Annotated in this window: 8 protein-coding genes; 3 read left to right on the forward strand and 5 right to left on the reverse strand. The window is 39.2% G+C overall.

What is annotated here, in order from left to right:
* Nucleotides 1–9: 9 nt before the first annotated feature.
* The 5 genes from cas10d to cas3 form a co-directional block, all read right to left on the reverse strand.
* Nucleotides 10–3,345, reverse strand: a complete 3,336-nt coding sequence (gene cas10d / locus ACE1AT_RS00880) for a type I-D CRISPR-associated protein Cas10d/Csc3 (protein ID WP_374865453.1) — start codon at nucleotides 3,343–3,345, stop codon at nucleotides 10–12.
* On the reverse strand, nucleotides 3,342–3,725 hold the full coding sequence (locus tag ACE1AT_RS00885) for a DUF5615 family PIN-like protein (protein ID WP_374865454.1): 384 nt from the start codon (nucleotides 3,723–3,725) through the stop codon (nucleotides 3,342–3,344). The genes cas10d and ACE1AT_RS00885 overlap by 4 nt, the downstream gene beginning before the upstream one ends.
* Nucleotides 3,722–3,982 (reverse strand): DUF433 domain-containing protein, encoded by a 261-nt coding sequence (locus ACE1AT_RS00890; protein WP_374865455.1) that lies wholly within the window; start codon nucleotides 3,980–3,982, stop codon nucleotides 3,722–3,724. The genes ACE1AT_RS00885 and ACE1AT_RS00890 overlap by 4 nt, the downstream gene beginning before the upstream one ends.
* Complete coding sequence (locus ACE1AT_RS00895) at nucleotides 3,975–4,469, reverse strand: hypothetical protein (RefSeq protein ID WP_374865456.1); 495 nt, start codon at nucleotides 4,467–4,469, stop codon at nucleotides 3,975–3,977. The genes ACE1AT_RS00890 and ACE1AT_RS00895 overlap by 8 nt, the downstream gene beginning before the upstream one ends.
* Before the next feature lie 269 nt (nucleotides 4,470–4,738).
* Nucleotides 4,739–6,847 (reverse strand): type I-D CRISPR-associated helicase Cas3', encoded by a 2,109-nt coding sequence (gene cas3 / locus ACE1AT_RS00900; protein ID WP_374865457.1) that lies wholly within the window; start codon nucleotides 6,845–6,847, stop codon nucleotides 4,739–4,741.
* A 97-nt stretch (nucleotides 6,848–6,944) separates the two neighbouring features.
* On the opposite strand from cas3, the gene ACE1AT_RS00905 reads away from it, so the two are divergent.
* The 3 genes from ACE1AT_RS00905 (at nucleotide 6,945) to ACE1AT_RS00915 (ending at nucleotide 12,357) form a co-directional block, all read left to right on the forward strand.
* A complete protein-coding gene (locus tag ACE1AT_RS00905) occupies nucleotides 6,945–7,802 on the forward strand; it encodes a WYL domain-containing protein (RefSeq protein WP_374865458.1) in 858 nt (285 codons plus the stop codon).
* 427 nt (nucleotides 7,803–8,229) lie between these two features.
* Nucleotides 8,230–8,763, forward strand: a complete 534-nt coding sequence (infC, locus tag ACE1AT_RS00910) for a translation initiation factor IF-3 (protein ID WP_017311489.1) — start codon at nucleotides 8,230–8,232, stop codon at nucleotides 8,761–8,763.
* 576 nt (nucleotides 8,764–9,339) lie between these two features.
* On the forward strand, nucleotides 9,340–12,357 hold the full coding sequence (locus tag ACE1AT_RS00915; RefSeq protein ID WP_374865459.1) for an MFS transporter: 3,018 nt from the start codon (nucleotides 9,340–9,342) through the stop codon (nucleotides 12,355–12,357).
* Nucleotides 12,358–12,643 lie beyond the last annotated feature (286 nt).

Here is a 12,643-nt window from a genome sequence, read left to right on the forward strand (position 1 = left end):
TCCAGATATTTAAGCTGCATCTTCAACATCCAAATCAGGAATATCTTCGGGTTCTGCTTGGGAAATATTCTTGCGTTCTTCGTCGTCTGCGAGGCGATAAAGGTATTCACAGGTATCTCGAATCAGATTGAGTTGTGTACCTGCTAAACGTGCGCGATCGCTTTTAAAACTTCCCTCAAATATTTCTTTGACAAAATATCTAGCAAACTCATAAACTGCTTGACGTTCTTCTTCTGGAGTTAGTGCAGGTTTCCACTTTCCATCTACTAAAGTTAGGGTGGGTTTTCCTTCTGCTGCTTTTCGACGTACATTATTCATCAATTTCGATAAACGTGCTGCGACAATATCTGTTAAAGAATCAGTGTCACTCGCTATAGATTTATCAATTTTCAGAAGTACATCCGCAGCTTCATCAATGGGTTTAAGAATTGCATTGGCTTTGGCATATTGACTCTTAGAACGGTAAAACCGACGGTAGAGTTCTGTTAATTGACGTAATTGATTCACAGTTTTTCCTTCTGGTTCAAAGTAGTAGTAAAAATCTAAATACAAGCGCATTTTGGCGATAGATACTGACTCGATTTTGTCCTGTTTTCGTAACCATTTATTGAGGTAGTGAAAGACATAAAGCGGACTAGTTGCTAAATCCCGCGCCAAGTCTGCTAACTTACCCCAATCTGGATCGCCGTCTTTTTTCCGATTGACTTCTAGGTGAATTGAGTAAGCAGCAGTTAGTGTATTTAATGGTGAAAACTCTCCTGATTTACGAGGTAAGATACTATCTAAGCGATAATTATCTTTTTTAATCAGAGAATGAATCGCTTGATGTTCGCCATCTAATAACACCGTTTCTTCAAATTCTGCACCACTAATAAATGGTGGAACTGGTGACTCGGATGCAACAACTTTTACATCCATAACTAGTGGTAAGGTTAATGCTAGCCATGCAGGTGTTACCCAAGATTCGGTGTCTGTTGGTTCTCTTCCTGGGGGTAATCCTAAGAAGAAAAATGTTAGAGTTTCTTTTTCAGGAAAGCTGATTTTAAAAGTGCGATCGTCATCTGGTTGTAAATTCTCTTTAATCAGCAGTGTATCGACTTGCTGATAATTTTGAATGCTGAATTTTGCTATTTGTTTATCAGTGATGAAATGTTTTCGCAACTCAGCATCAAATCGCGTTCTTGCAAATTGATTGTAGGCTAATTGCAAGAATTTATTGGTTTCTGGTGTGAAAAAGTAGGTGGGATAAAGATAAAGATAGCGATATTTGCGACTTTCAAAATCTCCACCAATAGCATTAGTTTGATTCATCAAAATCTGTCTCAACATGATTTCAATTGACCAAATTGAGCAGATTTGCCGTTTCGCAGCCTGCGCGTTAAATAAAATCTGACGGTTGCTGTAAACTTGTGGTGCAAATAAAGTTGCTGACTCCATCTGTTCAGTGACAGTATAAGCAGAACTCGACATTGCACAAACGCTTTCTCTTCCTCTTCCCGTTATTTTTGCGGCATTGTAACGTTTTAATTCCAGTAAAAATGGTTCGGTTTCTGGTGCTAAAACTGCTCCTGTTGGTAATGATATTACACGGTTAACGTAGGTTTTTAAATCCTCCCAACCATCAGGAATATCTTGAAAATCTTTGATAATTGCCTCAATTAAACTTGCAGCATGATTTACCATTCCTCGCATAACTTCCAAGATTTCAGCAAAATATTTACCGGGATGCTTGTGTAAATACTGTGCTGCAAGATAGTACCAATCAAGCGGAACACCACCAGTTTTCTTTAGGGATTGAATTTGTCTGACTGCTGGTATTTCTTCTGATAATTCTAAGTATTCAGCTAGCTTTTGAGTTAAATCTAACTCTGGAGGTATTTTTCTTTTTGTTTTTGGTAATTCTTTTTGTGCTTCATGAACTCGTTCCCGCCAAGTACCCCAAATTCCCCGACACAAAATATCGCCAAATTCAGCCAAGCGGTCAATGCGAATGTCGTTGATAAATTGTAGATTTAAATTTTCAGGCAATTCGCCTTGAGTTTGATAGCTTTGTAAACTCTCACTTCGCTTCCCACTCGAAGCATTTTTTGCATCTGGAAGTAATCTGCAAGCTGCATCAATACTGACTTTCATTAATCCGACAACATCAAAGAATAGCCAGTAATAATCGGCAAACTTTAAACCTTTTCCATCACGGTTAAATCCAGTTTGTCTTTCGCCTAACTTCTCAGCACAAAGACTTTTGATTTTATCAACAACACTTTCAGGAATTGTATCAGTAGTGATGGTTGGTGCATTTGTATGTGCTAAGTAGACAACACCATCAGGAAGATAAAGCAATGGTGTATAAAATTCTTCTGGGTGTGCTTCAATTAATGAATTGTTAAGGATATTAGTAAGAACACCACGATTTTCTGAAAGAGAATGGTAGGTAAGTTTTAATTGATGGTTACTGAGTCTGCTAATTAGATTCGGTAAGCGACCAGTTTCTACATCTCTAGGATGTTTGATGACAGAAGCAAATAAATCAGATAGTGAAACTAGGTCGATTAAAACCTGCCGAATTCTACTATCTATCCTTTCATCATCTAAGGTTTTTAATCCACGAGTAGCCAGACCTAAATCGGAGTCGTGTTTAACACCAGAATTATTACTAATTTCTATGATATCGTCAATAAAATCTTGCCAATCATCACATAATAAATAATGCAAGCCAAAGTCTAGTATTTTTTTGGTGATGTATTCACGTCCTAAATTGGGTGCATCTTCTTTTTTAGGTGTGTCTAATTCCCAATCGCGATCGCTAAATTTACCTTCTTTGTCATTGGCAATCAACCAAGCTTGATAGTCTGGGAATTTTTCATAATCATGCAGTAGATAAGCAGTGATGAAAATACAAGCTTGTAAATCTTCACAATTTCGCTTGACAGGATTTGTTTCTTTTGCTGTTTGCAGTTTCCTTAAAATCCGATAAGTGGGAAACAAACCATTGAGTAAATGTGCAACTATCGATTGATCGCCTGCATTTCTTCTATCAACAGGTGGTTTACCTTCACAAGCACGTTTGGCATTAATTTTTGGAACTGTGACATCAAAGAACTTACCACCCTTTGCAGTTGCACCCGCTAACTGTTGAATGAGATTGGGTAAGACATATTCTGCAAACTTTTCTAAAATTGTATCTCCTTGATTATCTCTCGATTTTTTCACTGCTTGTTTGAACAAGCGTATTGTTAGCAGTTCTTTTTTTATCGGCGATTCATCATCGTCATCATCTGTGGAATCAAAATCTGGTACATCTTCCGCTTTCGGTAAATCGTCAAAATTATCTTCAAAATCTGTCATGAATCTTTTTCCTCTGATTCAAGTGGTTGATATTCTTGAACTTTCCCTTGCTGGATAATCCACAATTTTCCTGTGACATCTGCTGCTTCTAATCCAGCAATTAATGTCTCAATCGTTTCACGCCAGTCTGCAAATGTGTAACGTGGGGGTAGGCGAATAATTACAATTCCTGAATAGTCTGATGGATTATATTTCAAACGATTACCAAATCCTCTGTCGCACGTAACTAAACATCTACCCTCACTGCGACAAACTTCAATCAATTCCTCATCCGGTGCTGAACTTAAACCTTGTCCTGGTACAGTTGCAACATCGTGTCCCGCTAATCGCAACAAAGTTACAACACGTATGTCGATATTTTCATCTAGCTTTAACTTCATGCACTCGCTTCTTTTTTTTTGTCTAGAGGAAGTTCCACAAAAGCGCCTCGCGCCATTTCTGAACCATAAGCGATACAAGCAAGCACATCTTCGCGTTCGATACTTGGGTATGCTTCAAGAACTTCCTCAATTGTTGTACCGCTTGCAAGATAATCAAGAATCAGAGAAACCCAAATACGATGTCCGCGAATGCAAGGTTTACCGAAACAGATATTTGGATCAATGGAAATGCGAGAGAGTAAATCATTTCTAATCATTGGTGTTTCTCCAAATTTGTCGTAATTCTTCTAAACGAATCCATTGGTCGTTTTTCTTTACTTCGATGTATTCCCACCCATTAGCTGCACCACCGTTAACCTTTGCTGCTAGAGGACTTGGTTTATCAAATTCTTCACCGTTATAGACAATAGTTCCTTTGACGGAAATTTCTAGACCGTTAATATAGTCTCGCTGCAATTTTTTTGCCACTCCCCGCTTAAGCTTAACTCGCACAGACATTCCCTTCTTGGTGATACCTGCATCGAATAGTTGACTCAGCTTTACCTGTGAGTGTTCTGCATTCTCCTCTGACATCCTACTTTCAAAGATATCTAACTGCTTGACTGGAACTTTGATTTCACGTTGCAAATTCGCTGGTACACGTTCAAATTGCAAGTGCTTGGTCTTGAAAACCCAGTCTAGTAGCTGAGTGCGTAAATTTTGTGGCATCCGAGAGAAATCATCAGCGTCGAGGTGAATATGCATAGAAGTACTCCATGAGGTGTTTGTTGTCACTATTCTGCCACGCACCTTCCTAAAAATGCAATAGTTACTGTAGCATTTTGATTAAAAACTATTTTCAATCACGTGATTCGCCTTTTTCTTCTGAACAGGCACAATATCGTGTACCTTATATATAAGGAGAAAGGAACGCAGCGCAGTACTGCATAAGTAGAAATACCACATAATACCTCTTAGGGATTGAAACACTGTAGCCTTCTGATTTCGGGCAAAGCCCTTTCTCCACAATCTTTTTAACATATCCATCCTTCATCATCCTTGGGTTTCCAATGCCAGGTTAGGGTTTCTAACAACAACGCATCCTGTCCAAAGGCTATGGAATACCAGGAACCTCGATTTTCTGGTTCATTGGTGAGGGGGTAAACTTGAAAGTGCATTGGTAGTCTGAGGATAGCGCGTAAATAGTTGCGATCGCGATCCGAAATAAAGCACACTAATTTACGCCGACTTACTGCATCACTTATTTGTTGGATACCGTAACCGTGGGGTTGGCAAATCTCCAAATCTTTAAGAACTTGCACCTTACTGGTTTTCGCCAATTCACGGATATTTCCTGGATAGTAAAAATGCCAATCTTCCCGCACTTCTCGAAAATCTTTTAACTTCAAATAACACAAAGCCTTTTCAAATCTTTTGGTTGTTACTCCTGTTTTCTTCGCTTTTTCCATAAAGCTTTTCTCATCCCACAACTCAAAAATAAAGTTGCTGAGAATACCAGGAAGGTTATACATTTTAAACCTATCTGCTTCTGGTTCATCAGGATTAGTTAAATCGTAAATCGCACAATCTAATTGACTACTACCTCTAAAACTCCTCGCCTCATCAATAATTCTTGTTTTTCCTTCATTTTGACAGCGATAAAACTGTCCGTTCATTTGTTTGATACTAATTTCTAATGCTTTTTGAATATCTGTACCAAACTTTTTCGCCACATCGGGATATTTTTCTTTCATGTGCGGATTACCTTGCAGCTTAGAGTAAATGTAAGCTGACTGTATCCCACCCCATCGCTTCGGATATCTTTCAAATTCGTTTCTGTCTATCCACGAACTACGAATAGCGTTCGTAAAAGTTATTCGGTCATAAGTTTCACCCTCCTGTAATGGATGGGATTGATCTTCAAATAACCTCGCAACTAAAAAATTCGGAATTAATGCATAAGCTTGATAGGTTTCAAAACCTTCATGTCTGCCAATTCTGCCAAAACGCTGAATAAAATTACCCGCATCCGCAGCTTCAAAAACTAAGAAATTAATCTTAAAATCAACTCCAACGTCAATTGTCGAAGTTCCAAGGAGTAAATCAGCTTCTGCAACTGAATCTCTTTTTTTAGTTTCCCCTGTTAATCCCGTATTTTCTCTCACCTGCCATCGCGGTTCAAAAATAGCCTTAAACTTAGGCAATAATTTTTTCACTGCTGCAATCGAATTGAGAATAATTGCACCTTTACTGTTGGGATAGTCTTGGAAAAATTTCAAAATAACTTTTTCAGCATTTTCTTCTAGCCATTCGTAACTCGAACGCAAATTCGGTTCCAAGCTTTGGGGAAAAGTTAAATTTATTGGCTGACTAATCTGTCGCCAACCTTGATTTTCAGTATCACCATCAAATTTATATGCACCAACATCTACCGGGTTAATAATTTTTGGTGTTATTCCAGCTTTTTCTAGAAAGCCTTGTAATAATTTATTCGGTGTAGCAGACAGAAATAGAAACTTCTTTGGATGGTTTGCTGTATTTTTAATTAGCAGGATAGTATTAATTACACTCGCAATCTGTGGAGATGAAAAGATATGAAACTCGTCGTAAATAAACAGTTTGTATCTCTCATCAATCCGGCGAAATAACCTATCTGGGTTATCTATCTTACCTCGCAGATAGTAGAAATTATGAATGTAGTGAAATAGGTCTGGGTTAGTTAAGAGTATTTCATACAAAGTCGAAATATTATCAAGTCCTTCCAGCTTAGAAGGTAACTTCCCTGTATCCACATAGTCTTCCAAAATCGCTGCTGTAAGGCGATGTATCTGCGGGTCATACTTTGGCTGAAACTGCGCTTTATACCCTTGCACCTGTTTTTCTTGATCTCGCGCCAGTTCATTTGTTGGGTACATTGCCAAAGTGTACGTACGATTATTCATCGCTGACAGAAAAGCCGCCAAACTCTTGCCATCACCAGTCATCGCCGTGTTGAAGATGACTTCAATATTTGGATCTTGTAGTGCTTTAAAAGTTTCGACTTGATGCCAAGAAAGCGACCAATTCCCAGGTAATTTCAAACCTTCAGGCGTTGACACAGTCTGGGAATATACAGGCTTAAGCGAAATACTGTAATTGGACATATCCTTAAAGAGTGTCCGTAAGTTGTTGTTAAATCCTATATTGGCACTCAAAATAGAGATTGACAAGATATGTCCATATAAAAGTGTCCGTATAAAAATGAGTCGAAAAGGTCAGTCGATAACACTGTCACTTGGCGATCGCGATAAAGCCGAATTAGAAAACCTAGCGCGGGAATTCGGTATGATGTGGGGCGATCGCCCAAACATCTCTAAACTAGTAGAAGCGATCGCTCGTCATCAGTTAACCATCGGTAAAAATCATGATTGGTCAGAAACACGCATCAGAGTGCTGGATCGAGCTATGCGTGCATTAACTGATATTGGTCAAAATGAGCAAGCACAAGAAATTGCTAAGTTGCTTCTTGAACGCAGTGAACTATCAATCCCACTGCGAACTGAAATAGAGCGTTTTTTAGAAAATTTACCCCCTCCTTGGCGTTTAGAGATCGACCGCTTCATCCTACGTCAACAACCATTTCAGCTTTCCTATCAAGACGCAGCACAGCGAGTATGGAACTTTACTGTTCGTTATGCTAAAGTTACACCCCACGAAAAGCGTCAATATCTTGATTGCTGGTGCGAAGAGACACAAGGAAATTTGGATGTAGAAGAGTTAAGAAATAATTGGAGTCTGCGTTTAGATAGAATCCAAGATGCTGCTATTATCGCAATTGCTGGTGAATGGCGATCGCACTTGGCACAAATTGAGGTAGAAATGCACTTGTTTAACGGTTTAGCCTTTGCTTACCAGGCTAAACCAGAAGACATATTAAATGAATGGCTACCAGATAAACAACGAGTGCGGCGAGTGATCAGACGTGTATCTAGTACCTTTTGGTTTATCCGCGAAGTCATGCAGTACGCACCAGACTGCGTGGTTGTGTCATCAGAAAACGTGCGATCGCTCATCCGTGAAAAGCTCCAAACCCTTTGTCAGCATTATGGTCTAAATTGAAAAAAGGGATCGGGGAAAGGGGGACAACTTCTCAGTTATCAGTTAACAATTAACAGTTACCAGGTTAATTTGATAACTGATAACTGATTCATGCCCAATGCCCCATTCCCAAATTATGATTTTGCATCTACCGTTACTAGTGAATATACTGAGGCGTTCACATATATAAGGTGTTAATAATACGATAGACAAATGCTAAAATAGTTAATAAATGCTGCGGATGTGTAATTTAGGTTAACTATTGGATAGAAATTCTTTCAGAATGAGTAGAATGACAGAATAGGTACAATTGTCCAAAGAATATCCTATGGATTAGCTACCTTAGATTGTAGACCTTGAATTTGAGTCCTCAGATATTTTTAATCATTCTGAGGCAGATTACACAATACCAAACACTATTCTTAACAAAGAGCTGCCACAAATCATAATGCCAGTGACTGAGAAAAAAAGAACTCGCGATTTGCCCCAAATTAATGAAAGGATTCGCTTTCCGAAAATTCGGGTCATCGATACTGATGGAGCCCAATTGGGGATTCTGTCCCCACAGGAAGCGCTGCAACTAGCCGAGGAAAAAGAGCTAGATTTAGTGTTGCTCAGTGACAAGGCTGATCCGCCCGTTTGTCGGATCATGGACTATGGAAAATACAAATTTGAACAGGAGAAGAAAGCACGAGAAGCCAGGAAAAAGCAGCACACTGCTGACGTTAAAGAAGTGAAAATGCGCTACAAGATTGAAGAACATGATTACAACGTCCGTGTTAAGCAAGCAGAACGTTTTCTCAAGGATGGCGATAAAGTGAAAGCCACTGTCATGTTTCGGGGTCGAGAAATACAACACAGCGATTTAGCAGAAGATTTACTCAAACGGATGGCGACTGATCTAGAAGCACTCGCAGAGGTGCAGCAAGCACCCAAAAAAGAAGGGCGAAACATGATGATGCTTCTTTCTCCGAAAAAATAATTTAATTTAGTTAGTGGTTAGTAGTTAGTGGATAGTGGTCAAAAACCAACTATTTAATTACTAACCATCAACAACCAAAAAATTCCAATAATATTGATAATCCTGAGTTCTGAGTGGGAAAAATAATACTCAGTTACTCAGGGTTTTTGCTATGTACTCATTTTGAGGTTAAAGGATAAAGGGGTCTAATACCAATTTTGGATTTGAGATTTTGGATTAAAAGCCTAGATTAATAGCCTATTACAGAGCTTTGAAACAAGACTACCTATCTCAATTTGGTCTGATTCATAAATCCTTTTCCTTAGTTGACTATCGGATTAGTTTTGAGGAGTTCGTAGTGAGTGCTACCCTGCGGGAACGCTGCGCGTACAGCACTCTGTTGAATCTAGGACTAAAGTCCTTACTACGAAAGCATTTACTATGAAAATTAATGCGATCGCAAAAAGTCTAATACTAGTCATGCAGAACTGAGTAACTAAGTTTGTGTGTTGTGTGTTGTCTAGTGTTTGGAATACCAACCACCAAAAATCAACCAGCAACCACCAACAAATTCAAGGTGTAACACAGTCAAACTGCATGGAACTGAAAAATTACTGGACTGCTCCCAAAAAAGGTATTCTGTCACACTTACTCAAGTGGGTAAATCTCCGACCGGAGGAAAGCGATCGCACTTGGTTAATGTTCGCTTTTTATACAAGTGCATCAATCGGGTTGCGGTGGTCAGAAGACTCGACAGTGGCGCTGTTTTTGGATGAGTACGGGTCTAAATCCTTACCTTGGATTTATATCGCCAGTGCAATTATGGGTGCAGCCTTGGTAATTTTATACTCGCGGTTGCAAAAGATTTTTCCCTTACGGCGCGTTATTGTGGCGATCGCGCCTTGCATGTTCATACCATTAGTTCTATTTAGTTTAGGTTTACACGTTTCCTATCTTTCCGTATTTATTATATTTGTCCTGCGGTTATGGGTAGATGCATTCTATGTGATCAACGACCTCAACACTTCGATCACAGCGAATCAACTATTCAACATTCGGGAGATCAAACGCGCCTTTCCCCTAATTAGTAGCGGTATTTTAGTTGCTGATGTGATCAGTGGCTTTAGTTTACCGTTTTTATTGCTATTTGTAGGACTAGATAACGTGATTATGCCCATAGCTGGTGTATTCATCAGCTTAGGGGCTTTTATTCTTTTCTATCTGAGTCAAAATTATCCCCAAGCCTTTCCTGATACTCCCCAAATAGAAATAGAAGCAGCACAATACTCTCAAAAACGGCGCCTGTTTGGACCAATCAAGCGTTACGCGTGGTTATTATTTGCATTTTTTGCTCTTTTACAAGCAATAGGAGTCTTAATCGATTTTCAATATCTTACCCAGTTGAAATCAAATTTTCAGGGTAAAGATATTGCTACTTTTTTAGGCTTATTAGGTGGAATTACGGGATTGTGCGAGTTAGCAATGCAGTTATTTATTTCCAGTCGCGCTCTCGAACGCTTTGGAGTATTTGTTACTGCTGCAACATTACCAATCACCGTAGGTTTGTTAATGCCTCTCACTATACCTTTGTTAGGATTATTGCCTTGGGGTAATTCCCATAATCTTTTATGGGGTTTAGTGATTCTCAAATTTCTAGACGAACTTTTGCGTTACACCTTTGTTGTCAGTAGTGGACCTTTACTTTTCCAACCAATCCCAGATAAGATTCGCAGCCATGTCCAATCATTAGCTGGAGGTGTAGCAGATGCTTTTGGTGCAGGGACAGCAGGTTTTGTAATTTTAATTACCTTGTGGTTTGGCAGAAGACTGCTACCAACACCCATACATGAATCAATTATGGTGGCAGAAACCGTACTTGTGGCTTTATGCTGCTTGCTAGTGATTTGGTTTTTGCGATCGCGCTACGTGAATCTGTTAGTTTTAAGTGCAGGACAAGGACAATTTAGTGGTGCAGATGTAGATTTACGTGCATTCAAGCAAGCAGTAATTAAAGCCTTGGGAGAAAAAGGAACTGACACAGATAAACGTTCTTGTATTGAACTTTTATCACAAATTGATCCCAAAGGTGTAAGTGAAGTCTTAGCCCCCCTATTAGTCAAGCTATCTCCTGAATTGCAGAAACCCAGTTTGGAAGTCATGCTAGCAGCAGGTGTAAATCCTGCTTACTTACCAGAAATCCGTACTTTCTTAAAACTACCCCAAAATAGTGTCACTCCAGAAGTATTTGCTCTTACTTTACGCTACGTTTGGTTGGCTGAGTCAGATCCAGATGTCAATCTATTAGAAAAGTACCTTAGAGAAGACCAACATTCAATCATCCGTGCGACAGCCGCCGCCTTATTGCTGCGTCAGGGAGAAGCTATGCACAAAGTAGCAGCCACCAGAACTTTACGGCGGATGCTGACTCACCAACAAGAAAAAGAACGGATGAACGCAGTCAAAGCCCTGAGTGAAGCAGTTCACCTACAAGCACTGCGAATTCATATTCCCAATTTATTGCAAGATGATTCCCTGCGAGTACGTTTTGCTGTCATAGAAATGATCGCCGCAACTCGCTTAGAAGAGTACTATCCAGCCTTGTTGGGGGGACTTTATTACAAATCAACCCGAAATGCAGCTATGCAAGCCTTGGTAAAACTGGAAAACGAAGCCCTACCAATGCTGGTTGAGTTAGCTACTAATGTCTATAAGCCAGAAATAGTCCGAATTTATGCTTGGCGTACGATTAGTCAAATTCCCACCTTAGAAGCGATAGAAACCTTGTGGCAATTTTTAGAAACATCGCGGGGTAATAGTAGAGATCACATTCTCCGTCCTTTATTAAAAAGATTACAAAAAGAAGGACTTCTGGGTTCAGTAGAACAGTTTTATGAAACAAAAATCAAGAAATTTATTGAGCAAGAACTAAATTTTATTAGTGAAATTTATGCCGCTTATATAGATTTTCAAAATCAACTAGAAAGCTATAATAATTATATAGATTTCAAAACCCAAGAAACCCTAGATACATATAATTCTGGCATCAGGACTATTGCTGTTATATCTTTACTCAACCGCGCCATTTTAGAACTAGAAAATGATATTAAAGAACGATTATTATTACTTTTGCAGCTACTTTATCCGATAGAAAGCATCCAAGCAGCAGCTTTTAATTTACGGTCAGAATCAGTAGTCAATTTAGCACGGGGATTGGAAATTTTAGAACACACAGTAAAATTGCAGCATAAATCTTTGCTAATCAATATTTTAGATAGGCGATCGCCAGCAGAAAAACTACAATATCTCATCGCCGCAGAGATGGCAGAATATCAACAAATGTCAGTTAATGAACGTACCCGTAGTTTATTAATGCATAAAAACTTACTTTCTGATTGGTGCTTGGCTTGTTGTTTCCACTTTGCTCAAGTTGCGCGTATCCGACTCACCACAGAACAAGTTTTAGAAAGCTTGAGTCATCCCACAGGCTTTGTTCGAGAAGCTGCGATCGCCTATTTGAATGTAGTATCACCCCGCATTTTGATCAAAATTCTGCCCCAACTGCAAAAAGATCCACATCCCCTAATCGCTAATCAAGTTAAAGAGTTAATTAAGTAAGTCGGCATAAATGTAGAGACGTGCCATGGCACGTCTCTACTAGTTGGGGTCGTTATTTGTCATTTGTCATTGGTAAGGGTTTGGTGCATATTTACTTTTCGTAACTCCCGCTATGTTTATAAGAGCGTAGGTTGAAAACCCTGTAGCTTGAGCCACGGGATGAAAGCCACCAGTGAAGGATTTATCCTTCCACGACACAAAGTTTTCAGTATCTTCACACAGATATTATGCACGATGTGTTAACATAAAAGAGTAGTTGGTTAGGTCGAAACCGATGATAATTTAC

The organism is Pelatocladus sp. BLCC-F211, from assembly GCF_041928655.1.
Taxonomy (GTDB): domain Bacteria; phylum Cyanobacteriota; class Cyanobacteriia; order Cyanobacteriales; family Nostocaceae; genus Pelatocladus.

What these genes read in the sequence shown, in the direction of transcription:
- cas10d (WP_374865453.1), bottom strand. Translation starts at nt 3,345, where the DNA reads ATGACAGATTTTGAAGATAATTTTGACGATTTACCGAAAGCGGAAGAT.
- ACE1AT_RS00885 (WP_374865454.1), bottom strand. Translation starts at nt 3,725, where the DNA reads ATGAAGTTAAAGCTAGATGAAAATATCGACATACGTGTTGTAACTTTG.
- ACE1AT_RS00890 (WP_374865455.1), bottom strand. Translation starts at nt 3,982, where the DNA reads ATGATTAGAAATGATTTACTCTCTCGCATTTCCATTGATCCAAATATC.
- ACE1AT_RS00895 (WP_374865456.1), bottom strand. Translation starts at nt 4,469, where the DNA reads ATGCATATTCACCTCGACGCTGATGATTTCTCTCGGATGCCACAAAAT.
- cas3 (WP_374865457.1), bottom strand. Translation starts at nt 6,847, where the DNA reads ATGTCCAATTACAGTATTTCGCTTAAGCCTGTATATTCCCAGACTGTG.
- ACE1AT_RS00905 (WP_374865458.1), top strand. Translation starts at nt 6,945, where the DNA reads ATGAGTCGAAAAGGTCAGTCGATAACACTGTCACTTGGCGATCGCGAT.
- infC (WP_017311489.1), top strand. Translation starts at nt 8,230, where the DNA reads ATGCCAGTGACTGAGAAAAAAAGAACTCGCGATTTGCCCCAAATTAAT.
- ACE1AT_RS00915 (WP_374865459.1), top strand. Translation starts at nt 9,340, where the DNA reads ATGGAACTGAAAAATTACTGGACTGCTCCCAAAAAAGGTATTCTGTCA.